This window comes from Limnoraphis robusta CS-951, assembly GCF_000972705.2.
On the sequence record NZ_LATL02000093.1, the window covers coordinates 1 to 22,795 of the forward strand.

Below are 22,795 nucleotides of genomic sequence, written 5' to 3' on the forward strand. Positions count from 1 at the left end.
ACCCAACAGTGAAAGATAATTGTTTAGTTTCACTTTCTTTAACTGTTAGGTTTCACTTCGTTCTACCCAACCTACAGAGATTCTGTTTTCACTCGTTGGCGAATCATTTCTAAATTGGTTCGATAAATGTCTAATTTTTCTTGTGCTTCCGGTGCAATAAAAGCATCTTCGGGTATACTCTCTAAAAGATTAACGGCTTTTTGCCATTTGTCTTGTGCGGTTTGCCAAACTGTTAACGGATAGGGAGGTTTCTGCACGATAACAGAAGCTTCTAGGGCTAATTTTTGAGCCGCTTCTAAGTTGTTTACTGATTTTTGTTCTTGAGCGATTTTTTGAGTCACGGAGTTGTAGTCTGTTCGATAAATTTCCAGTTGCTTTTGGATTTGTTCAGAATTAGCTGTATCATTAGAAACAGCTTCTAATAATTGAATCGATTTTTGCCATTTATTTTGTGCAGTTTGCCAAACCGTGAGCGGATGTGGTGAATTTTTGATCATCTCACCCGCTTCTAAAGCTAATTTTTCAGCCGATTTTATGTTGTTTTCTCCGGTGACTTTTTCAACAATATTCACCGTGTTTTGTTCCTGTTTCCTTTTGAACGTATTTTGAGCTGAAAAACCAACTATTCCGAGTAGGGGAACCAGCAAAATTAACACAAGGGGTAAAGTGAAAGTCTGTTTGATGCTGTCCGGTTTTTTCTCGTTATTTTGAGCCTCGATATTCGCTTTTATTTCTCGTTCCTTGATTTGACTTTCTAACTCGTTGATTTGTTGTTGAATCCGTTCTTTTTCTTCCTGTCTTAGTTCCGATTCTCGTTGTTGAAGTTGTTCTTGATATTGACTGTGAAGTTCCGATTCTCGTTGCTGAAGTTGTTCTTGATGTTGGAGTTTTAACTGACTTTCATAATTGTTAAGTTGTTCTTGATGTTGAAGTGAAAGTTCCGCTTCTCGTTGCTTGATGTTTTCGGCTTCCTGAGTTTTTAATTCGGTGATTTGTTTTTGCAGTTGATTAACTTTGTCTGAAAGTTCAGCTTCTCGGTTTTGAAGTTGTTCTTGATGTTGGAGTTTTAACTGACTTTCATATTTTTCAAGTTGTTCTTGATGTTTAAGTGAAAGTTCCGCTTCTCGTTGCTTGATGTTTTCGGCTTCCTGAGTTTTTAATTCGGCGATATGTTGTTGAAGTTGGTTAATTTTCAGTGTATATTCTGCTTGTCCTTGACGAGTTTGTTCTTGGTGTTGACACTGTACCTCAGCTATTTGCTGTTGAAGTTGGTTAATTTGAGTTACAAGTTCGGCTTCTCGTTCCTGATTTTTTTCGGTTTGCTGACTTTTTAATGGGGTAATTTGTTTTTGCAGTTGGTTAATTTGCTCTAAAAGTTCGGCTTCTCGGTTTTGAAGTTGTTGTTGATGTTGACGTTTTAAGTTGGTAATTTGCTGTTGAATTTCTTCGGGTTGCTGGTGTTTTAATTCCAATTCTTCTTGTCGTTTTACCTCGGCTTCTTGAGTCACGAACTTTTCCGATTGTTCTTGAGTTAATAACTGATAATACTCAACCTTAGATTTTAGTTCATCAATAAATTTTACCGCTTGTTCTCCTTGAACATGATCGGCTTGACTGACAAATTTGTTCAGAGAGGCTTCCAAACGCTGAAAATCTTTTATTGAGTAGTTTAAATGACTATCTTCGCTTTCCAAACTTGCAATTTCTGTCTGAATAAACGAAATAATTTCGCGAAGCAATTGCAGAACTAAATCAAAAGTTTTTTGAGAAGGATCGAACTGAATGATTTGGCAAAGCAGTATCAACAGCGAACTGTGTTCGATCATTCGATCCATCATTTTCTCTAGCTTTTCTCGACGTTGATACCAAGCATTTTGCTCTGATTCATTGGCAAACATCAACTCCAGTTTATCGAGTTCACCAAAGGCTTGATGATTTTTCCGTTCATTTTCGAGAGGACTATTAATCCAGAGCAGTTTACTGTAAAATGCTTTAATTTGCTCGAGAGTCTGCGGTCCAACAGCATGGGGTTGTTCGCAGAACGTTTTCATCGAGTCCAACAAACTTTGAAATTCACCTTTGATGTGCAGAATCGTTGCAGTGTTCATAAAATTTAGTCCGAAGGGGGTTAATTGTCAAAAAAGTTCTCAGAAAGTCACGAACCCTTGCTGAAAGTTTGTGGTGAAAAACTGACTTTAACTGAAAACCGAGACACAGAGAACACCCCAACGAACCGAGGCGGATAAAATGCGATCGCGCCTTTACAATTATCAAAGAAAACCTAACAATAGTATAAGCTCATAATTCCTTACTGGCTATCAACGAATTGATGATTGTTTTCAAACCTGATTCTCAAATGTTCAAATCCCTTCTACGCCGTCAAGGACATTTTTTAACTCGCCTGACTGTCCTTTGTCTCACCCTGAGTCTAGGGCTTCTAATGGCGGTTTCCCCAGCTTGGGCGAATATTGAGGATGATCGCTTCGATGGGAATATTTTCGCCTTGTATGGGAGTAATGGTTCTCTGGTTCCGCCCCGAGTCACCCTAGCCGAGTCTTTCAAACGCTCAAAACCCGCTTTGCTGGTATTTTTTCTCGATGACAGCCGCGACTGTAAACAATTTGCGACAACTGTTTCTCAGCTTCAGCAATTTTACGGAAGAGCGGCGGATTTTATGCCGATCAATGTCGATGCAATTTCACCTGTTCCCTCAGAAAATGTCACCGAACCCGATCATTACTATAGAGGTTTTGTACCTCAAACCGTTTTAATTGATCAATCCGGTAAAGTCGTTTTAGATGAAGTCGGTTTAGTGGCGTTTGAGAAAATCGATGATCAGTTTCGGAAAGTGTTTGATTTACTTCCGCGATCAGAATCAATAGAACTTAAACGTACACCGCTCAACGAGATTAATATCGAACTGGTTGAAACTCAAAAGTGATCTTAAACTGAGGTTGTCGGTTTTCTAGACAAAAGGAACTAGCAAAAGAGCGGAAAAACAGTTAACATCTTTGCTAGTACCTTAATCTCAGGTCTAAATAGCTCCACTCTCTAAAATAATCATCAATTTTGATATGACTTCTACACCTTCTACATCTTCTACGCCTAGTGAAACTCCTGCTTCTCAAAGCCCCCAAAAAGCCCCTGAACCGCAACCGAGCTATGTGAAACTCGCCATGCGAAATATGGTGAGAAAAGGAAGCAAATCTTTATTTCACTTTTCTTTAACAGCGATCGCCCTGTTGGGTTTCCTGGTGGGTGTATCTTATATCACTCGATAACCGCAAATTCTCGGAAATGGGGAAAAGAGAGTTGTTGAAAATAGCAAATTTCGGAAAAAGTTCAGAATTCAAGTTTGACAATTTTTTAGATGATTTCTTTTCCCTATTTTCTATAATAATGGCGAGTAAATCAGTGAGCATCTGTTTTGAAAATGGTATTAATGAGTCAAGTTTCACTGTACGTTAACATTCAAGACTATTTCTGGCTGGGTGAGGAGTCAGTTACCCCACCCGCATCGGAAAAAAGTCGATCTGAGGGGAAAGACTCCTGTCCCATTTCTCCCGAAACTTGGGAACAATGGTTTAGTCAGTGGTTTCAAATTCTTAATCCGGATATTCCGCAAGCAGGAAGTTACGAGTTAAGTCTGCGTCTGACGGATGATACTGAGATCCAACAACTCAATGCCGAATATCGTTCCGTAGATGCACCGACAGATGTCTTAGCCTTTGCTACATTGGAGGTAGGTTGCCCTCAACTCCCTGCTGGGGTGTTTTCATCTGAATCTCTTTACCTGGGTGACATTGTGATTTCTGTTGAGACGGCTGATCGACAAGCTCAACAGCAAGGGCATTCTTTGAAAATCGAGCTAGGATGGCTGGCGGCTCATGGACTTTTACACCTCCTGGGTTGGGATCACCCTGATCAACAGATGCTGATCCAAATGCTTGATCAGCAGGTTATTATGCTGCAAGCCGTCAATTTAGAGGTAAATGCTGCAACCATCCAAGTGAACTTAGCCGAATATTCACCAACTCTATTGGATGAATAAGAAACAAACATCTGAAGAAAGGGTCAAAGAGGAGTGAATTGAATGATGAAAATTTTACTAACTTTAGCTTCTAGATTGGCATTCTACCCAAAAAACAGGACTCTATCCGTAAAGTCCGACCCCAGTTATGTTAAATTGCTGGCAACGTGTTAAATTTCTTCAAACATTGATAGCAAAATTTACCTAGATGTCTCAAAAGTACCGACTAAAGGATATAACTAATGAACTTAAATGAACCCTCCATCGCACCCATGCAAGCCCGATTAGTCTCTGTTCCTCATCACCGCTCTACTAAAGTATTAGGCCATCTTGAACCGCCTCCCTCAGCTCAAAGCCGCTCAAGTTCTTCTTGGACTGTCGCTTCTAATCTATTGGTGAGTTTCCGATACGCTTGGACAGGTGTCACCTACGCCTACAAAACTCAACGAAATTTTCGGATTCATACCGTTATCGGCACCCTCGCTATCGGCTTGGGCTTTTTTTTACACCTGTCTTCCGTAAAATTAGCGGTGATTGGTTTAACCATCGGAGCGGTGATGGCGATGGAACTGTTGAATACAGCCATTGAATCTGTTGTAGATTTAACCGTTGGTCAGTCCTACCACGAACTGGCTAAAATCGCGAAAGACTGTGCGGCAGGAGCCGTTTTAATCTTTGCGATCGCAGCATTATTAGTGGCGATGATGTTGCTGATTCCCCCCCTACTGGTGCAACTGGGGCTAGTGACCGCAGGAGTATAGTCTTGATTATTGTTATTGATAATTATGACAGCTTCACCTACAACATCGTGCAGTATTTAGGTGAACTGGGTGCTGAGTTACCTGTAGCTAATGAAGTTCGCGTCTATCGTAACGACCAAATTAGCGTTGATCAAATCAACCAGATGCAACCCCAAGCGGTTGTCATTTCTCCGGGGCCAGGTCGTCCAGAAGATGCGGGTATTTCTCTGGAGTTGATCGAACGCTTAGGCCCCCAATTACCGATTCTGGGAGTCTGTTTAGGTCATCAGAGTATCGGTCAGGTGTTCGGCGGAAATATTGTCTCAGCGCCGCAACTGATGCACGGTAAAACCTCTAGCGTTCATCATACAGGCGTGGGAGTTTTTCAAGGTTTAGAGAATCCTTTGAGTGCAACCCGCTATCATAGTTTGGTGATTGAACGTCAAACTTGTCCTGAAGTGTTGGAAATTACGGCTTGGGTAGAGGATGGGACGATCATGGGTGTCCGACATCGGAACTATCCTCATCTTCAAGGCGTCCAGTTTCATCCAGAGAGCATTTTAACCACTAGCGGTAAACAGCTCCTGAAAAACTTCCTGCTGTCACTGTAGGAAATTTGACTTTCAATCTCCTTAATCTATCCTTGATTTTTAATCCCCGCTTTCTATGAAACGGCGAAAGTTTATCCGTCTGGTTCAAACAGGTGTATTAGCAGGTTTTTCGACGATAGGGATCGAGCGATCGCTCTTGGCAGTCGCTCAAACCCCTAGTTCGAGTAATGGCTTAACAGTACGCTGGCTGGGTCATACTTGCTATTTCTTCTCGGGTGGCGGTTTGCGAGTTTTGATCAATCCCTTCCGTCAAATTGGCTGTACTGCTGGATATCGAAATCCGAAGGTTGATACGGATTTAGTTTTGATTAGTAGTCGCTTGCTGGATGAAGGTTCAATTGATGGATTTTCGGGAAATCCGGCGTTACTCTACGAACCTGGAGTGTATCAGTTCAACGGCGCTCAAGTTCAAGGGATTCGCACAATTAAAGATCGCCAACAAGGACGCAGGTTCGGGACGAATGTGGCGTGGATGTGGAAACAAGGCGGAATCAAAATTCTGCATCTGGGGGGACTCGCAGGGCCGATTGATATTGAAGAACGGATTCTGATTGGACGGCCTGATGTGATGTTTGTTCCTGTCGGGGGTGGGCCGAAATCTTATACCCCAGAAGAAGCCAAGCAAACAATCCAAACTCTCAATCCGAGAGTCGTGATTCCCATGCACTATAAAACTTTAGCGGCAGATCCGGCGACTTGTGATCTGGTTCCTCTGGAGAATTTTCTAGAAGTGATGGGGGAAACGCCAGTTCAGAGAGTGGCTAGCGATACGGTGACTTTCCAACCCGGAAATCTGCCTTCTGAGGGTTCGGTGATTGAGGTATTGAGTTATCAGTTTGGCAACGGTTCCCCAGGGAATCCGGTACTCTAAAACAACTGACATACATTTGTTTGAACGAATTTTATCGCAACCAATTCTCTAAACTCAAGGCAGGCACACGCTCAAATTCACGAGTATTTGCAGTCACAAGAGTCAAGTCATTGGGCAGATCTAAAGTGTGACATCATCAAGGGGTAATAGTCCCTCATCCATGTCCGGAAAATTATCTGTAATGTCTTGCAACGTCGTCAGCAGGGAAAGCAGAGAACGGGGAGGAATGGGTTCAATAATTAATCGATGACCTTCTTTTCGTAACAACACCTCTGTGCCTGATAGGGCAAATTCAGGGGGAATCGTTAGGACTTGATCTTGTCCATTCCTTAAGAGAGAAACATGGCATGAGTTTAGCATAAAGCGACCTCCTGAAACTTTGGTTGCATAGATTTGTTTCCACTCGACTGACTTTTAATCATACTATTGAATAATAGTTTGTTTCCATTCTTGCTCCCAGTCAGAAACCCGGTTTCTGGCAACTTCCCCTAGCTTGCCTATATTTTTCGTTGATCAACCAGGTTTCTCAGGTCTTTCAAACTGACTCTAGAATTCAATAAAATCAAGTTCTCTGGAGAGGACTTTTACAATTAGACAGAGATTTTAATCTTCAGGAACCGTCGGATTATCGTTAGACTCAAGTCTTTCAAAATCAACTAAATTAACCAACCCGTAATCATCCTCAGAGAACTGATATTCGCCTTGTTCTAGTGCCTCTGCAAATGTCTCTAAATACGCTCGAAAACTCGGTGCAATCAGTCCTCTTGTTGATTCTTTCCACTCAACAATAATCACTTGTCCAACATTCCCACCTGTTGCGGGGGCTAAATCTACACATTCACAAGCCCCGTTACTTTCGAGAGTAAATGGAATCCATTTTGGGTTCCACCAACCGTTCCAAATTCCCTCAGAAACGTCTTCAGGATCGCAGATAAATTTCTCATCTAAAAACTCTGGCCATTTTTGAGAGATTTCTATTATACCTTGGAGAGAGAGGAATTCCAAGTGTGGAAATAGGGAATAAGAATCCTCATGTTGTCCGTTATGAATGCGGTAAGATTGCTGAAAATCTTCTGGAAATTTGACACCAAAAATTTCTTCAACCTGGGCAATTTCCTGATCTGTCGCCCCGGAATTTAGACTTTCTAGAACTTGCGGTGCATGGGCTGTTAACCAATGATCAATTCTTTCCCAAATTGTGTTCATATTCTTTACTTACTAATTTTCAACATTTCACAATGTTTCTGGATCAAGCTCTTGGGTTTTACCTGCACGATACTCATTCATCGCCATAGCAGCAAGTTTAGCAAGAGTATCGGGAGAACGAGAGAATACTTCATCCCAGCGTTGCTCGTCTTCTAATTCTTCGAGAATCATCGAAGCGATTCCCTCCGGGACGCTACGCGATCGCACGTTTAAGTAACTCAGTCATAGCTACTACACTTTAACAATAAAAATGGCACATATCTATTATCGTCTATTCTTCACTTTCTCCTTCTTCTATTTCTACTTCTTCCAAGAACTGGCCATCTCGATTCAGTAAATACCAAAGATCATCATAGAAAAAGTGATCAATAGTTTTAATGTGTTGTTTAAGTAAGGAATCAATAACCATATTTGGTCGAATATCACAATAATACACACCCTCTAATGGATTCAACTTGATAGTATAAGCTTTAAAATGCCCGGGTAAGAAAGTTGCACTAATACCAGATTGGTTCTCTTTCTTAGTTTTCTTTCTCTGCACGTCATTTAGGAAAATAGCAATATGAGGCAAATCGGTACTGGTTAACTTGCTATATAAAAACTTATCTACAAAAATTTTATCAATGCGATCCTTACTAGAAGTTTTCACTGAACCAATAATTTTGAGTTGATCTTCTTCACTTATCAATAAATCGTGTTGATAACTTGTAGTACACAATATCTCATTGTTATCGTCTTTAATTGGTACCTGTACTGTTCCAGCAACGCAATCTATACCTAGCTCTGAAATAATGAGACGGATTAAACGCTCAAAAAGATCTCCGTTGACCTTACGAGCTTGATTAGAGCGTCCTGAAGGCAAAGCATCAAGAGCAGCACCAATAGATTGCTGAATAGTGTAAATGGTACAAACTAAAACGTGCCTTAAACTATTTGCAGGTAACTGTCTATCTTTTAGCTGTTCAAGAGTTTGTAAAAACTCAATGGAAGCCGTCTCGAATGTACTTTCTTCATACATCAATAAGGTATTAATTGGACGTGTAATATTGTAGTCTGCATCATCCCTATATTGATAAAATTGATAGTGATTTTCATTTTGCGAGACTATTTTAGCCTGCAAACCGATCTCAACAAAACTTAAATATTCTTTGCAGAAACTTATGTAATCTTCAAGAGTTTGAAAACGTTCTTTATCTGTTGCATGATTAACCAGACTTGTTAAGCTCATCGTATGGCTCCTCTTCTTTCAGCATTTTTACGATCAAAAGCGATCCATTCTTCTTTTGTCATGGGACGAACATTTTCTATCCGTCTGAACGCCCAATCATTGTACTCGATATTCAGATCGCAGCCTATCCAACGTCGATTCAGTTGTTCTGCAACAACAAGAGTTGTTCCCGATCCGGAAAAGGGATCGAGAACTAAATCCCCTTCGTTAGAAGATGCCAAAACAAATTTTCTTAATAACTCTTCGGGTTTTTGGGTGGGATGAGGGGTGGTTTCACCCATACCGTTACAAGTTGTGGGAATCTCTATCACATCCTTTGGTTTTGCACCCCTGGGGTTGGGTGTCCAATTGTCCCGCTTTTTTCTTGTTCCTTTTCCATAGGCACTCGTCTTGGCTTGGGGATGGGAGGGGTATTTCAAGGTATGTGCGCCGTAAGGAATTCGTACATCATCTACATTGAGTTTAACGCTTTTTGATTTCCGAAAATGAAGAATACTTTCGTGAGAACGACCCCAATCGTTACCCAAATTCGCTTTATTTTTGTAGTGCCAAATTAGCCAGCGACACCCCTTAAAATATTTTGATGCCGGATATTTTATATCGGCTAAGATTTCAGAAAATCCACAAATATACAGAGAACCTGTAGATTTCAAAATACGCGAAGCTTCAACAATCCACTGAAGCGACCATTCAACGTACTGCTCTTGATTCTCAAAATTATCCCAATCGGCTTTTTTAATATTGTAAGGCGGATCGGCAAAAATTAGATCGATACTTTCAGAATCAAGAGATTTCAGCCAATCAATTGAATCACCTTGATAAAGTTGCCCATGAGCATGGGAATATTGAAGTTGAAACCCTTGTGCTAAGGGTTTTATGTTCTTCTTAATTTGTTGTGTTCCAAACTCCAAAGCGAAAGAGAGTTGTGTCCCGTTTGGAGCTTGATTTGAACTAGCCACTCTAAATTAATTCTCCTCTCTTCATACCAATCACGGTTTTGAATAATCATAGCACATTGAGGTTGGATTTTATAAAAGTTTACTCAAGCAGGAATCTCTTCTATGAAGTTAGGTCTAATTCGATCATGTCTTAGGTTAGTTATAATTTGGCTCAAAAAGGACTAATATAGACTGTAGGTTGGGTTAAACGCCAGTTTAACCCAACAATAACAACCCTGTTAGGTTCAATCAAGCTCTGGTTTGTTGGGTTTCGTTCCTCAACCCAACCTACTTGATTTCAAATTTTATCATGTCTTAGGGTAGTTATAATTTTGCTCAAAAAAGACTAAAATAGATAAAGTTCCTCCTGACTAACGTCATTTTTTCTATTCCTATGCACCTAATTTTATGCCATACCACCGCAGATTTTGATGCTTTAGGCGCCGCTGTTGGACTGTCACGTTTGTATCCGGGAAGTAAAATCGTTTTAACAGGCGGTTCTCATCCAGCCGTGCGAGATTTTTTAGCCTTACATCGAGATGAATTTCCCCTCATTGAACGACGTTCTGTTAACCCAGAAAATATTCGTTTTCTAACCGTTGTTGATACTCAAAATCGTCAACGTTTAGGGAAAGCATCGGAATGGTTTGATTTACCCGATTTATACGAAATAACCGTCTGTGATCATCATCCCGATAGTGAGTTAAATATTCCTGCAACAACCACTCAAATAGAATCCGTTGGTGCGACAACAACGTTAGTCGTTGAAAAGCTACAACTTGCCGAAAAACAAAGCCAAACTGAAGACACAAAATGGCTATTAACCGCAGCAGAAGCAACGGTAATGGCGTTAGGAATTCATGTGGATACAGGTTCACTCACCTTTGAAGGAAGTACAGCCAGAGATGCCTTAGCGTTGGCGTGGCTGATGCAAAAAGGCGCGAGTTTACAGGTGATCGCAGAATATATTGAACCGGGATTTTCACCCGAATTACAAGATTTACTCACGACAGCTTTAGAACAGTTAAATCAAGTCACTGTTCATGGTTATAAAGTGGCTTGGATATTGTTAGAAACGGAGGACTATGTACCGGGTTTATCGAGTTTAGCTTCCCAACTGATTGAGATTACCGAAAGTGATGCGTTATTACTCGGAAATTGCCAGCAACGTCAGAATAAAGAAGCTGAACGCTTAACGATTATTGGACGTTCCCGCATCGAACAAACGAACCTCAATCAACTATTTAAACCGTTGGGTGGTGGAGGTCATCATCAAGCGGCTTCTGTGGTTATTAAAGATACTAATCCCTCAGAAAAATTAGCAGAAATTGTCGAAGCATTTCAAGCACAAATTCCTCATCCTCCGACTGCAAAAGAGTTGATGTCTTCTCCCGTTAGAACTATTCGTCCTGAAACAACCATTGCAGAAGCCCATCGAATTTTACTACGTTATGGTCATTCCGGTTTATCAGTTGTAGATGAACAAGATCAATTAGTGGGAATTATTTCTCGGCGTGACCTTGATATTGCACTGCATCATGGGTTTAGTCATGCTCCCGTTAAAGGGTATATGACGCCGCAATTAAAAACCATTACACCCGACACAACGTTACCGGAAATAGAGTCATTAATGGTGACGTATGATATCGGACGTTTACCTGTTTTAGACGGGAATAATTTAGTAGGAATTGTCACCCGAACCGACGTTTTACGACTGCTTCACCAACAACAACAGCCGAAAAAAACGTTAATGCAAGGCTGTATTCCCGGTTCAACTTGTGATTCTATTCAACAGCTACTTGAACAGCGTTTGGCGCCGCCTTTATTAGAACTCTTGAACCGACTGGCGGAACTCACCCAACAACGGGGTTGGCAACTTTATTTAGTAGGGGGAGCGGTACGAGATTTGTTATTAGCTGATCCGGAAAAAACGCTATTACTGACTGATATTGATTTAGTGGTTGATGGTTGTCATCAAAGTTTAGAAGTCACAGAAAACCCTCAACAAAAAGCTAAAAATCCGCCTGCTGTTGAATTAGCCTCTGCTTTACAAAAATCCTATTCTAATGCTCGTTTAGATGTTCATGGACAGTTTCAAACGGCTGCTTTATTATGGCATAATGATCCGATTTTAGATTCATTATGGATAGATATTGCAACAGCGAGAACAGAATTTTATCCCTATCCCGCAGCCAACCCGGAAGTTGAAGCGAGTTCAATTCGTCAAGATTTGTACCGACGAGATTTTACGATTAATGCGTTAGCCTTGCGTCTAACTCAACCCCATCAAGGTGAATTATTAGACTTTTTTGGTGGGGTTAATGACTTAGAAAATCGAAAAATTAGAGTTTTACACGCCAATAGTTTTATTGAAGATCCGACGCGAATTTATCGAGCGGTTCGGTTTGCGGTGCGACTGGGATTTGACATTGAGTTTCAAACGAAAGATTATATTCAATATGCGATTAATAGCGGGATTTATGAAAGAGTGCAATCACAAAATTATTCGGCTCAACAACGGGTTCCGGCTCTGGAAACTCGCCTGAAAAGTGAGTTAAAATATATTTTACAAGCTCCCTACTGGAAACCTGCGTTACAATTATTGGGAGAATTAAAAGCATTACGGTGTATTCATCCGACGTTAGAATTGAACCCGGAGTTGTGGCGACAAGTTCAATTTGTAGATCGGTGTTTACTTCGTTTTGATGCCGAGAAAACCTTAACCCATTGGCAGGTACGGCTAGAGGTGTTAATTGCTCATTTAGCGCCGGAATATCGAGGCGATGTTGCGGAAACGCTGCAATTTCCTGTAGACAGCACTGAACGACTTCAACAGTTAGAATCTGCTAAAGCCGAGGTGGTAAAATTGATGCCAGAATGCCAACTAGCCAGTCAATTTTACAGACTGTTAGTGCCTTATAATTTGCCAATGTTGATTTTAATCGCAGTGCAATGTCCGCGATGGGTTCGACGTCGAATTTGGCAATATTTAACCCATTGGTGGAATATCAAACCGTTGCTGAATGGCAATGATTTGAAACAATTGGGGTATAAACCAAGTTCTCAGTTTAAACAGATGCTCGATGATTTGTTGGTTGCAACACTAGATAAAGAGATATGCGATCGCAAATCCGCAGAAGCCTTTATTCAGGCGAAATATTCGTTGCTTGGGGACTGTTGAGCCTAATCTGCTCAGATGGACATCCCACACAATATTGATGTTGGGTTGTGCCTAAAAACGGTTTGACTTTCCCCAAATTAGTTGTGACCATAGGGGTCGCGGCATCCTAAGTATGCAACATCAAAACTCTCTCCAGAATCAGTAGCTTCGCTTTCTAAGCCAGCGAGAATTTGAGTGCGGCTGAGGCGAGCATTTTGACGAGTAGTGCTACCTGTGGTGCCATTTGTCCAGCCACTATCACCCACTTTGTACTTGTAGCCACAAACGATATCTTGTCCGCTTGTACCGAGGGCTTGAGCAGGTAGACCGACATTGAGTCCGACGAAAGCAACTGTGATGATACCGATAAGCTTTTTCATCCAAAACCTCCTAGTATATGGTGTACTTGCTTGGCTTTAATCATTACTTTATAGGTTCTTCCAATTTGGATCAGTATCTATCTGCACGGATTTAATAAATTAAAAATGTTATCCTAATAACAAGCCATGAATCGCAATTTAGCTTTCAATTTTGGCGGAATCAACTGATTGAATTTACCTTTTATAAAGAAAAAATAAAGTTAAATTGATTACACTTTTTCAGCCATTCAAAGACACCTTTTTCTAAGTTTTAATATTCTCTCAATACTAAAAATAAATCAAGTCAAGACTTGAGACTCAACAGAAGCGGGTTTACGACTTTTCAGCCAATAGGTTGTCATTTCGCCGCGACCCTTGACTTGAACGATCCCTCGTTTTTCTAGGACATATTGATGCTTTAATAATTCATAGGTCGCTTCTGTAACGTGTATTTCGCCCACTTTCCCGTGAGATTCCATGCGACTGGCGATATTAACGGCATCTCCCCAGAGATCATAGGAAAACTTCTTTAACCCAATCACACCCGCCACCACAGGGCCAGTATTAATCCCAATTCGGAGATTGAGTATTTTATTATCTTCTCGTTTAAATCGATAAATTTCTTGCTGCATATCCAGCGCCATTTGAGCGATCGCTTCTGCATGATCACTTCTGGGTTTGGGTAGTCCTCCGACAACCATATACGCATCTCCGATGGTTTTAATTTTCTCTAACCCGTGTCGTTCCGCCAAGCGATCAAAACTAGAAAAAATTTGATTGAGTAAACTAACTAATTCCGTCGGGGAAATTTGAGAAGCCAGTCCGGTAAAATCAGTAATATCCGCAAATAAAATCGTCGCCTGTTCAAAGCGATCGGCAATTAAACCCGGTTGTTGTTTAAGCTGTTCAGCAATCGCTTGAGGTAAAATATTCAGTAAAAGCTGTTCTGATTTTTCCTTTTCCACTCGCAAAGCATCTTCAGCCTTTTGACGTGAGGTAATCGCTTGATGAATCTGATCAAACATCTGCATAAAGGCAGAAATCACATCTCCTAACTCATCGCTGCGTTGAATAGAAGCCGAATAAAATTGAGGCGGTTCTTGATTTTGATAAATTGATTTTCCCGCTTTGATTAAATCCAGTCGGAGATTTAAAATCGGTGTAATCACCATTTTTTCTAAAACAATCATCGTTCCGATGACGACAAAAAAGGAAATAATCAGCACTAATCCAGCAATTCTGACAATAAAAAATCTAACTTCTTGCGTGATTTGATCAGCATCATGGCGAACGACAACTAAATAATTATCTTTTAAAGAGTCGAGATTACAAGCAAAATCATAGCGATCGCCGGATGCTGTGTTTAGATAGAGACTGTCACCTTGTCTGGCTTGAGAAAACGACAGTTGAGGCGGTTCGCCAAATTCTCCGATGAGTTGTCCGTCGGGAAGTTGATATAATGCACCGCCTAAAACCGGATCATCAAGCTGATTGAGATGAATTAATTGTTTTAAGAGTTCGGCTTGTGACTGATAAGGATAGGTGGCAATAATCCAAGCAACTTTACCCGAAGACACCATCGCAAGCTGTTGTAAAAGTTCCTGCTTTCGACGATAAACAGAAGGAACTAAAATAATCAACTCAATCAAAAAAATACTGGCTAAAATCCAGATCGAGATCCGCTTAGATAAACGAGCCTTTAAAAATCTAAGCAACGGTCTCCCCTGAGATGACATTGCTCAAGCCTCCTGTGAAAGTTAGCAGAAATTGTATTAAAATGAATTGAGTATAAAGGACTAGGTTTTTGCTCTTATTATTAATAGACCTTCTGTAGCTCGGCATCCGCATTAGACCCTGAATTTGATGACAAGTTTCACAGTCTCAATCTTGAGCTTAACACAAACATTCAGAACAATCGTTCACTCTAGTCAGCTTTGGATGAGTTTTCGGTACAATCAACAGAAGGATTGCATCCTAGAATGAATCGCTATTTCAACCCAGTTTCCCTAACCTATGACCGAGCAACCTAACTCACACTCTCCTAATCCTACAGAATCGGATAGAAACGCAGAGAGTTCAAATGGAACCCCTGCCAACAATGGAGTGATCTCCTATGCTGATGAGGCGCAAGTCTCGACAACCCGCGAAGAATTTGAACAAGCGGTTGCGATGTCTGCGAGTAAATACAGTCTAACTGGAGATTTAGAATCAAAGTCTCCAAGCAACTTTCTAGCCTCTGTGATCACCTTAGTTGCCGTTGCAATTATGATCCTGGGGTTGGCACTGGATAATATTTGGGTTGGATATCTCTGCGCCTTCGTTGCTTTATTTGCATCCCTACGAATGATCTGGCCGAGTTGGGGACAGGTTTGGACAAGCCTGATTCCTCCAGTATGGCGGAGCTTAATTATTGCCAGCTTTGGGATTTTAGCGGGGATCGCAGGTTTACTGATGTTAAGCGGCTCCAACAAAGATTTTGGCAGTCGCAATATTGTAATTAATTGGGAAGCGATCGGTGCGTTAGGGGAACTGATCGGCGCTTTAGGTCAGATTTTAATCGCGATTTTGGCGGTTTATGTCGCTTGGCGTCAATATGTGATTTCTAGAGATTTAACCATCCAACAAAACTTAATCACTCAACAGCAAACGATTGATGCTTACTTTCAAGGCGTCTCTGATCTGGCGTTAGGGGAGCAAGGACTTCTCGAAGACTGGCCGCAAGAACGGGTGATTGCAGAGGGACGAACCGCCGCCATAATACGCAGTGTGAATGCCGAAGGCAAAGCCAAAATTTTACGTTTTCTCTCGCAAGCTAAACTGATTACTCCCCTGAAACGCGATCGCCATCTCGGTCGGCCGATCCTCGATGGTAATGGTAGCTATGCCGAAGATCGTTTAGAAGGAATTCGGGTGATAGATTTGGGTGCAATGTTGGCTTGTTCAGATTTAAGGAAAACAGACTTACGCCGAACAGACTTAGCCGAAGCGAATTTAGTCAAAGCCGATCTCAGTGGTTGTGATTTGGTACGTGCTAATTTATCCAGGGCGATTCTCTTTGAAGCGAATCTCTCCCACGCAATGCTAAGAGCGACAAAACTGTTTTACGGTTCATCGGAAACTGCAACTCCCCGCAGTCGCACAAAAATGCCGAACTACGAAACGGGTGAGCATACAGGAGCAGTGCTTGAAAATGCTGATTTAACCGGGGTTGAGGGTCTATCTGATGAAAACCGCTATTATTGTTGTGCTTGGTGTGGTTCTAAGTCGAGAAAAACCATTCCCGGTGGTTGTGAAGGGATTCCCAACAAGTTAGGACGGTAAAACAGTGAACAGTTATCAATATTCACTGGTGACTGTTCACTGTTTCTTGTGTTCCCAGGCGGCTTGAAAAAATTCTTGTTCACAGAATAGGGCGTAACGGTAGATACTATGAGCGGCAGATTCATTAATAACATAGCGATTGGTTAGATTTTCCAGTTGTTGAGCGAGTTGTTCAAATTCATCGCTACTATAAGTTTTGATCCAGTCGGTGTATTGATGATTAGGAATTTCGGGTTGAGCGAGTTTTTGCCCTAAAAAAGCATACAACCGCATACAGGGAGTCATGGCAGCCGCGATCGCACCAATATCTCGAGTCCAAGCTGTGCTTAATAAAAATTCGGTATAGCGACGGGTGGCGACTCCGGGTTGAATTGTTTGTAAGTCAATCTCCCAAGCTTTTGCATAGTGTTGATGCAGTTGCAGTTCTTCGAGTACCCCGTTGGCGAGATGATGAAATAGGTTAAAACCTTCCCAGTCGGGAGCTTTAGCCGCAGCCAGACTATAGGCGCGAGCAAAGGCTCTGAGAAAAAACGCATCCTGTCCCACATAAAAGACAAAGCAACTTCGCGGCAAAGTTCCCTGAGCAATGCCTTGGACAAAGGGATGTTCAAGACAAGCAATGCTCAGGTCTTGGTTGGCTTGCCACAGATCGCTCGATATCATAGAAGTAGAAGGTTTTTACTGCACTTCATCAATGAGTTTATCTCAAAAACCCGGTTGAATCTACCCTCTATTCTCAACGCTCTCACACCCGAAATCCCTATGAATGATCTTCGTATTTTCCATACCATTAATCGTCTAACGTTTGGCTCTACCGCCGGACTGATTCAACAGGTTAAAAAGATGGGAATTGAGGCTTATATTCAAGCTCAACTCAAACCCACATCAATCACGATTCCAGATCCTTTAACTCAAAAAATTCAACCCCTCGATACTTTGTCTTTAACGCCCGGTCAGATTTTTAAACAACAACAACGGTTGATCGAAGAAGCGAAAAGGCTCAAGTTAGAGCCAAAAGCTATGCAAAAAGTTAAAGGAGATTTTGAACAAAAAATCCGCAAACAAGCTGAACGGGGACGGTTGCTACGAGCTTATGAAAGTCCCCGACAACTCCAAGAAATAATGGTTGATTTTTGGTATAATCATTTTAATGTTGATGGCTTGCAAGGCGGACAAATTCGGCTGTTTTTTAGTTCCTACGAGCAACAGGCAATTCGACCTCATGTTTTGGGAAAATTTCGTCAACTTTTAGGGGCGACAGCCAAGCATCCGGCGATGTTAGTGTATTTAGATAACTGGCAAAATACCGCCCCCGGAAGTCCAAAAGCCAAGGGAAGATTTAAAGGACTGAATGAAAACTATGCCAGGGAATTGTTAGAACTTCATACTTTAGGTGTAGATGGGGGATATACTCAAGCTGATATTATTGCATTAGCTCGAATTTTTACAGGTTGGGGAGTTCCTGATCCGCCTGCCAAGCGAGTTGAAGATGAAGATGGGTTTGAGTTTGAAGGCGATCGCCATGATTTTGAGGATAAAGTGTTTTTAGGTCATCCCATCAAAGGCAGAGGTATAGAAGAAGGTGAGGAAGCCTTAGATATTTTAGCTCGTCATCCGGCGACGGCTCAACACATTAGCTATAAATTAGCTCAAGCCTTTGTTGCGGATAATCCCCCGATTTCTATCGTGAAAAAGATGGCGGATAAATTTTTAGAAACTCAAGGCGAAATTAGCCAGGTTCTCAATACTTTGTTTACCAGTTCTGAGTTTTGGAGTCCTGAAGTTTATCAGGTGAAGTTTAAAACACCTTACCGTTATATTGTGTCTGTGATGCGAGCAGTGGATGAGGTGAGTAATTTTGACTCTATTAATGGTTGGCTGAAACAGTTGGGAATGCCTTTGTATGGGTGTTCTTCACCGGATGGTTATAAAAATACTCAGGAGGCTTGGTTAAATCCTGATACCATGATTCGTCGTAGCAGTTTAGCTATACCGTTTTCTAAAGGGATACTGAATGAGAATAAACCTGTAGATCCTCAAAAGTTAGTTGAAACGATAGGCAATCGTTTGTCTACAAAAACCCAAGAAGTGATTAACAAAAGTTCGCCGGATCTAAAAGCGGCTTTGGTTTTAGGGAGTCCAGAGTTTATGAAATATTAGAAGATTCAGGAACAAAAAGGTTTGGATTACTTCATTACTACTTAGATATACTATTCTGGTTTGCAATCCCCTAACATCTCTAATCATATTATCATGTTGAAGCGAATTTTATTCATCGGTTTAACCTCATCTTTGTTTTTTCTGTTTCCTGACGTTTCTAACGCTCAACTCTTACCTCGAACTTCTGAACCTGGAGTGAGAGTAGCACAGCAAATTCCTGAAGAAAAACGAAAACTCATCGAAGAATTTCTCGAACTTACAGGAGGAGAAAAAACGTTTCAGCAAGTCAGTCAAGCGATGTTGTCTCAGATGGAACAACAGTTTACAGCCATGTTAGGTTCTGACTTAGTAGGATCACCGCAACTTTCACCCCAAGAACGTCAACAAGTTGCCGCTAATATGAATCGAGAAATGAGCCGCATCGCTCAGAAATATAATCAGTTATTTCTCGAACGAATTGATTATCAAAAGATTGTTGAGGAAGTTTATTATCCCCTCTACGATAAATATTTTACCAATGACGATTTGCGGGTATTAATTGATTTTTATAAGAGTCCAACAGGACGAAGAACCATTGAAATCATGCCGCAATTATTGCAAGAATCCGTTCAACGTACCGCTCAAGTGATTGCGCCAACCGTCACCAGTATCATTCAAGAAATAATCACTGAAGAATTAAAACGGATCAACCGATAACGAAACTGCACTTATATCGATTGACTTTTTAAAGCGATCGCCGCCAGTTGAAGAACTTTTCTAAGAGGTTTTGTTGCCATTGGTTTTGAGCAAATTTCTGTTTTTTCAACAGTAATCCGGCTTTACTATTAACTTCAGATAAAGTCGGATAAATATGAATTACCGTTAAAGCAGAAACCTTTAAATTATTAGCCATTGCTAACACAACTTCATGGATTAATTCTCCGGCTGACGGCCCGACTAAATGAGCGCCTAAAATCTCACCATTTCCCCGTGTTATAATCTTAGCAAATCCTGATGTTTTGCCTTCCGCTTGGGCGCGATCAACTCCCGAAAAAGGCTGTTTTAACACATAAATATCCTTACCATAGCGTTCAATGGCTTGTTTTTCAGTTAACCCGACTCGTGCTAATTCCGGGTCAGTAAAAGTCGCCCAAGGAATGACTCGATAGTTGGCTTTACTCACTGGAAAAAATAAAGCATTGGTTAACACAACAACTGCTTCATAACCCGCTACATGAGTAAATTGATAGCCACCAATTACATCCCCACAAGCATAAATTCGGGGGTTTGTCGTTTGGAGTTTACTATTCACTTGAATGCCTTGTTTTCCGACTGCAACCCCTGCCGCTTCTAAATTGAGGGATTCTACATTCGGAACTCGTCCAGCCGCGAGTAAGATTTCATCCGCAATAATGGTATTTTCTCCGGCTTTAATGTGTTTTTTACCCGCTTTAAATTCAACCTGTTCAACGCGAGTTTGAGTTAATATTTTAATCCCTTCTGAAATCAGTTGATCCTGTACAACTTGGGCGGCTTCTGGGTCTTCTTTTTGGAGGAGATGATTTCCACTTTCAATGATTGTGACATTTGAACCCAAGCGAGAAAAAGCCTGTCCTAATTCACACCCAATAGGCCCTCCTCCAATAATCACAAAATTCTCGGGACGTTCTTGCAGAGAAAAGACTTTTTCATTGGTTAAAAACCCTGCTTCTGTTAAACCAGGAATGGCCGGAATTGCAGGTCGAGAACCTGTAGAAATCACAAACGCTCTGGCTTTGAGTTGACGTCCGTTGACTTCAAAAGTTTGGCGATCGCAAAATTTTCCATCCCCAAAAATAACATCTACTCCTAAGCCTCTAAACCGTTCCGGTGAGTCGTGAGGTTCAATGGTTTTAATAACCGTTTGAACGTGATCAGCAGCTTTTGCAAAATCAATTTTTGGGTGTTCGGTATGAACCCCAAAACGAGCGGCATTTTTGACTTCATAAGCGACTCGGGACGCATGAATTAAAGATTTACTAGGAACACAACCAAACCATAAACAATCCCCCCCTAAGCGATCGCGTTCAACCAGTGCAACTTTTGCCTTTAATTGGGCGGCTGCACTCGCTACAACCAGCCCACCTGAACCCCCACCAATAATCACTAAATCGTATTCAACCGCCATTATTTCCCCCTATTTTAATTAACTTTCTATTATTTCATCCCAACAAGCTGAATTTTCTCTGAGAAATCACTGGGTAGGGGTTAAGATTTTTTCAACTTAAGACTGTTGGGCAGAAGAAATATCGGCTGTTGTTGGTGTTTCGGTGTCAGAACCGGGGAAGAATTTCTGCTTGATCCAAGTTGTCAGGATATGAGATAATAACCCCATCGGCCCTGCAAATAGACACAAAGCCAAAGAATGAATTGTCCAAACTCCTGTTTTTTGCCCTTCTAAATAGATATAACGCCCAACAAATAAATCCATCACTAAAAAGTGAATCCATCCAGTAGCGGCGGCGGTTTCATCTGCAAAAAAACGAGCAATATCTGCTAATTTTGGGTCGGATAATGCCGCAGCGTTTTCTGGGGTAATACTGCTGACAAATAAATAAATATAGACCGCAGCCAGCAGGACAAAGGGAATATAAGACTGCATGACTTTTCGGGTAATTCCCCAGTTGGGCAGAATAATCATTAAGGCCCAGAAAGGCAGGACAAATAGGTTTGCACCTGTAAAAATTTGTTCGATGGGAATCAGCATTTTTTGCAGTGTTTTGAGAGAAGTTGCGTTATTATTTTATCATTTTTTTTCAATTTTTCAACCCGAATCTAGGGGCGGGTTCTGCAAGATTGTTTCGGGTAAAATATAAATCTGTATGAACCCGCCCTATAGGATTTTTTATTGATTCTCTGGGGCGGGTTTATTAAGGTTGTTTGTGGGAAATCTAGATGGGTTCGGAACCCGCCCTGTTATAGATTTATGCTATAGATTTTAAAATTTAACGGGATTCACCATCTAGGCGATATTCTCGAAAGTTTTCTTGAGTATTGCCATCAATTCTTAATACAGCGATCGCTTTATTTTGGGGATTTTTAACGACATAATACCAAGTAAACCCTGTGCGATTATTAATCACCTGTAAAAGTTCAGGTTTTCCGGCAAATGCTGCTTGAATGGCTTGTTCATATTCTTTGGCTACAAATGTTCGATCAAAGCCATTATTTTTATTGTAACCTTCCCAAGAATTGTAACTCCAAATTACCGTTTCATCTTGAGTATCCGGCAAATACAACGTCATCTGATTCACAAAAGATAATTTGACAACACTTTGTATCAGTTCATGCAAAGAAAGCGGTACATTATTGCGGGGTGGGGTTGTAATTTGACTAATTTGTTCCACCCATTTATCTTGTAAATTTTGCATTTGTTCAGCCGCAATTTCTTTAAACACTTGAGTGCGATGAACAGTGATGCGATTATTAACCCAAGAGAGAACACCAATTAAGGCTGAAAAGACTGAAACTAATCCCACCATATACAGGAGATAAGTCGTTTTTGGGGCTTCAGGAACAACATTAGAACTGTCTAACTCTGGGTTCCGTTTTAGAGAACCAATTGCACTAACAATTTCTTGAATTCCTAATACAAAAGTAATCGCCACCCCAAACACACTTAAAGCCACACTCGCCCAAAATATTCCGAATAAAACCGCTTCAACTTTCGCACTGAAAATATCCCATTTCAGAATTTCATCAAAAATCCCCAAAACCACTAATGTCGCACCCAGTAATAAAAGTGCAATAGTGGTTGCAACAGTGAATGATAATAGCTTAATGCGTCGTCTCATCAATTAATTCTCCGGCTAAAACGCCTCTAAAAGAAAGGTTAAGATTTTGGAGACTCATCAAAAAGGAATGCTATCTTACATCCTATAGCATTGTGATTGTAGGTTGAAAAAGCTATGACTGGACACGAACTCTTACTGTTAGGATTGCTTCTGTTACCCGGTATGGCATTGTCAATCCTGATTATCGGATCGTTTGCGGCTGGAGGTTAATCCCGTGTTGCAGGAGGGAGGCGGGTGTCTCCCTTTTAACACTAATTTTGAAGAAGTTTTAACTAAAATTGTAGGTTGGGTAGAACGAGAGTGAAACCCAACAAGCTCAAATTGTAGGTTGGGTAGAACGAGAGTGAAACCCAACAAGC

21 protein-coding genes and 1 pseudogene are annotated in these 22,795 nt (G+C 41.1%); 10 read left to right on the forward strand and 12 right to left on the reverse strand.

Features of this window, described 5'->3' with window-relative positions; translation table 11 throughout:
* Positions 1-71: 71 nt before the first annotated feature.
* Positions 72-2,108 (reverse strand): coiled-coil domain-containing protein, encoded by a 2,037-nt coding sequence (locus WN50_RS08200; protein WP_046276875.1) that lies wholly within the window; start codon positions 2,106-2,108, stop codon positions 72-74.
* A gap of 221 nt (positions 2,109-2,329) precedes the next feature.
* Here WN50_RS08200 and WN50_RS08205 point away from each other — a divergent pair, with 221 nt between their 5' ends.
* The 6 genes from WN50_RS08205 to WN50_RS08230 all read left to right on the forward strand — a co-directional run bounded on the left by WN50_RS08205 (position 2,330) and on the right by WN50_RS08230 (position 6,252).
* The gene (locus WN50_RS08205; protein WP_200906236.1) at positions 2,330-2,941 is read left to right on the forward strand and encodes a thylakoid membrane photosystem I accumulation factor; all 612 of its coding nucleotides are present in this window, start codon (positions 2,330-2,332) and stop codon (positions 2,939-2,941) included.
* A 133-nt stretch (positions 2,942-3,074) separates the two neighbouring features.
* Positions 3,075-3,281: a DUF3285 domain-containing protein gene (locus tag WN50_RS08210; RefSeq protein WP_046276876.1), complete on the forward strand. Its 207-nt coding sequence runs from the start codon at positions 3,075-3,077 to the stop codon at positions 3,279-3,281.
* 161 nt (positions 3,282-3,442) lie between these two features.
* Complete coding sequence (gene ybeY / locus WN50_RS08215; RefSeq protein ID WP_235440876.1) at positions 3,443-4,051, forward strand: rRNA maturation RNase YbeY; 609 nt, start codon at positions 3,443-3,445, stop codon at positions 4,049-4,051.
* A 221-nt stretch (positions 4,052-4,272) separates the two neighbouring features.
* Entirely contained in the window at positions 4,273-4,791 is a 519-nt protein-coding gene (locus WN50_RS08220) for a diacylglycerol kinase family protein (protein ID WP_053221459.1), read from the forward strand.
* 2 nt (positions 4,792-4,793) lie between these two features.
* A complete protein-coding gene (locus WN50_RS08225) occupies positions 4,794-5,381 on the forward strand; it encodes an anthranilate synthase component II (protein WP_046276878.1) in 588 nt (195 codons plus the stop codon).
* Between the two features lie 55 nt (positions 5,382-5,436).
* Positions 5,437-6,252, forward strand: coding sequence for an MBL fold metallo-hydrolase (locus tag WN50_RS08230; protein ID WP_046276879.1), 816 nt, complete (start codon positions 5,437-5,439; stop codon positions 6,250-6,252).
* Positions 6,253-6,372: 120 nt separating this feature from the next.
* Here WN50_RS08230 and WN50_RS08235 read toward each other — a convergent pair whose 3' ends face one another.
* The 5 genes from WN50_RS08235 to WN50_RS08255 all read right to left on the reverse strand — a co-directional run bounded on the left by WN50_RS08235 (position 6,373) and on the right by WN50_RS08255 (position 9,645).
* On the reverse strand, positions 6,373-6,612 hold the full coding sequence (locus tag WN50_RS08235; protein ID WP_046276880.1) for an antitoxin: 240 nt from the start codon (positions 6,610-6,612) through the stop codon (positions 6,373-6,375).
* Positions 6,613-6,855: 243 nt separating this feature from the next.
* Positions 6,856-7,458 carry an SMI1/KNR4 family protein gene (locus tag WN50_RS08240; protein ID WP_046276881.1) on the reverse strand — a complete coding sequence of 201 codons (603 nt, stop codon included), beginning with the start codon at positions 7,456-7,458 and terminating at the stop codon, positions 6,856-6,858.
* A gap of 27 nt (positions 7,459-7,485) precedes the next feature.
* Positions 7,486-7,665, reverse strand: a complete 180-nt coding sequence (locus tag WN50_RS08245; protein ID WP_200906237.1) for a hypothetical protein — start codon at positions 7,663-7,665, stop codon at positions 7,486-7,488.
* A gap of 64 nt (positions 7,666-7,729) precedes the next feature.
* Entirely contained in the window at positions 7,730-8,686 is a 957-nt protein-coding gene (locus WN50_RS08250) for a hypothetical protein (RefSeq protein WP_046276882.1), read from the reverse strand.
* Complete coding sequence (locus WN50_RS08255; RefSeq protein ID WP_235440877.1) at positions 8,683-9,645, reverse strand: DNA-methyltransferase; 963 nt, start codon at positions 9,643-9,645, stop codon at positions 8,683-8,685. Before WN50_RS08255 ends, WN50_RS08250 begins: the two co-directional genes overlap by 4 nt.
* A gap of 373 nt (positions 9,646-10,018) precedes the next feature.
* Between WN50_RS08255 and WN50_RS08260 the strand changes: the two genes are divergently transcribed.
* On the forward strand, positions 10,019-12,805 hold the full coding sequence (locus tag WN50_RS08260) for a CBS domain-containing protein (RefSeq protein WP_046276883.1): 2,787 nt from the start codon (positions 10,019-10,021) through the stop codon (positions 12,803-12,805).
* 77 nt (positions 12,806-12,882) lie between these two features.
* Here WN50_RS08260 and WN50_RS08265 read toward each other — a convergent pair whose 3' ends face one another.
* Complete coding sequence (locus WN50_RS08265; protein WP_046276884.1) at positions 12,883-13,164, reverse strand: hypothetical protein; 282 nt, start codon at positions 13,162-13,164, stop codon at positions 12,883-12,885.
* 278 nt (positions 13,165-13,442) lie between these two features.
* A pseudogene (locus WN50_RS37095) lies at positions 13,443-14,150 on the reverse strand (adenylate/guanylate cyclase domain-containing protein); the annotation flags it as partial.
* Positions 14,151-15,156: 1,006 nt separating this feature from the next.
* On the opposite strand from WN50_RS37095, the gene WN50_RS08275 reads away from it, so the two are divergent.
* On the forward strand, positions 15,157-16,464 hold the full coding sequence (locus WN50_RS08275) for a pentapeptide repeat-containing protein (RefSeq protein WP_046276886.1): 1,308 nt from the start codon (positions 15,157-15,159) through the stop codon (positions 16,462-16,464).
* Positions 16,465-16,500: 36 nt separating this feature from the next.
* Here WN50_RS08275 and WN50_RS08280 read toward each other — a convergent pair whose 3' ends face one another.
* Positions 16,501-17,127, reverse strand: a complete 627-nt coding sequence (locus WN50_RS08280) for a TenA family protein (RefSeq protein WP_046276887.1) — start codon at positions 17,125-17,127, stop codon at positions 16,501-16,503.
* Positions 17,128-17,226: 99 nt separating this feature from the next.
* On the opposite strand from WN50_RS08280, the gene WN50_RS08285 reads away from it, so the two are divergent.
* Positions 17,227-18,624 (forward strand): DUF1800 domain-containing protein, encoded by a 1,398-nt coding sequence (locus WN50_RS08285; protein ID WP_046276888.1) that lies wholly within the window; start codon positions 17,227-17,229, stop codon positions 18,622-18,624.
* Between the two features lie 93 nt (positions 18,625-18,717).
* On the forward strand, positions 18,718-19,320 hold the full coding sequence (locus WN50_RS08290) for a DUF2059 domain-containing protein (protein ID WP_046276889.1): 603 nt from the start codon (positions 18,718-18,720) through the stop codon (positions 19,318-19,320).
* 28 nt (positions 19,321-19,348) lie between these two features.
* Here the strand turns inward: WN50_RS08290 and WN50_RS08295 are convergent, their stop codons facing one another.
* From WN50_RS08295 to WN50_RS08305, 3 genes are all read right to left on the reverse strand, one after another.
* Positions 19,349-20,770, reverse strand: coding sequence for a dihydrolipoyl dehydrogenase family protein (locus WN50_RS08295; protein WP_046276890.1), 1,422 nt, complete (start codon positions 20,768-20,770; stop codon positions 19,349-19,351).
* Between the two features lie 96 nt (positions 20,771-20,866).
* Entirely contained in the window at positions 20,867-21,349 is a 483-nt protein-coding gene (locus WN50_RS08300; RefSeq protein WP_046276891.1) for an ABA4-like family protein, read from the reverse strand.
* A gap of 238 nt (positions 21,350-21,587) precedes the next feature.
* Positions 21,588-22,436 (reverse strand): hypothetical protein, encoded by an 849-nt coding sequence (locus WN50_RS08305; RefSeq protein WP_046278101.1) that lies wholly within the window; start codon positions 22,434-22,436, stop codon positions 21,588-21,590.
* Positions 22,437-22,795 lie beyond the last annotated feature (359 nt).

Excerpts from the sequence above, each read along its gene's own strand:
- WN50_RS08200 (WP_046276875.1), bottom strand. The coding sequence starts at position 2,108 with ATGAACACTGCAACGATTCTGCACATCAAAGGTGAATTTCAAAGTTTG.
- WN50_RS08205 (WP_200906236.1), top strand. The coding sequence starts at position 2,330 with ATGATTGTTTTCAAACCTGATTCTCAAATGTTCAAATCCCTTCTACGC.
- WN50_RS08210 (WP_046276876.1), top strand. The coding sequence starts at position 3,075 with ATGACTTCTACACCTTCTACATCTTCTACGCCTAGTGAAACTCCTGCT.
- ybeY (WP_235440876.1), top strand. The coding sequence starts at position 3,443 with ATGAGTCAAGTTTCACTGTACGTTAACATTCAAGACTATTTCTGGCTG.
- WN50_RS08220 (WP_053221459.1), top strand. The coding sequence starts at position 4,273 with ATGAACTTAAATGAACCCTCCATCGCACCCATGCAAGCCCGATTAGTC.
- WN50_RS08230 (WP_046276879.1), top strand. The coding sequence starts at position 5,437 with ATGAAACGGCGAAAGTTTATCCGTCTGGTTCAAACAGGTGTATTAGCA.
- WN50_RS08235 (WP_046276880.1), bottom strand. The coding sequence starts at position 6,612 with ATGCTAAACTCATGCCATGTTTCTCTCTTAAGGAATGGACAAGATCAA.
- WN50_RS08240 (WP_046276881.1), bottom strand. The coding sequence starts at position 7,458 with ATGAACACAATTTGGGAAAGAATTGATCATTGGTTAACAGCCCATGCA.
- WN50_RS08250 (WP_046276882.1), bottom strand. The coding sequence starts at position 8,686 with ATGAGCTTAACAAGTCTGGTTAATCATGCAACAGATAAAGAACGTTTT.
- WN50_RS08260 (WP_046276883.1), top strand. The coding sequence starts at position 10,019 with ATGCACCTAATTTTATGCCATACCACCGCAGATTTTGATGCTTTAGGC.
- WN50_RS08265 (WP_046276884.1), bottom strand. The coding sequence starts at position 13,164 with ATGAAAAAGCTTATCGGTATCATCACAGTTGCTTTCGTCGGACTCAAT.
- WN50_RS08275 (WP_046276886.1), top strand. The coding sequence starts at position 15,157 with ATGACCGAGCAACCTAACTCACACTCTCCTAATCCTACAGAATCGGAT.
- WN50_RS08280 (WP_046276887.1), bottom strand. The coding sequence starts at position 17,127 with ATGATATCGAGCGATCTGTGGCAAGCCAACCAAGACCTGAGCATTGCT.
- WN50_RS08285 (WP_046276888.1), top strand. The coding sequence starts at position 17,227 with ATGAATGATCTTCGTATTTTCCATACCATTAATCGTCTAACGTTTGGC.
- WN50_RS08290 (WP_046276889.1), top strand. The coding sequence starts at position 18,718 with ATGTTGAAGCGAATTTTATTCATCGGTTTAACCTCATCTTTGTTTTTT.
- WN50_RS08295 (WP_046276890.1), bottom strand. The coding sequence starts at position 20,770 with ATGGCGGTTGAATACGATTTAGTGATTATTGGTGGGGGTTCAGGTGGG.
- WN50_RS08300 (WP_046276891.1), bottom strand. The coding sequence starts at position 21,349 with ATGCTGATTCCCATCGAACAAATTTTTACAGGTGCAAACCTATTTGTC.
- WN50_RS08305 (WP_046278101.1), bottom strand. The coding sequence starts at position 22,436 with ATGAGACGACGCATTAAGCTATTATCATTCACTGTTGCAACCACTATT.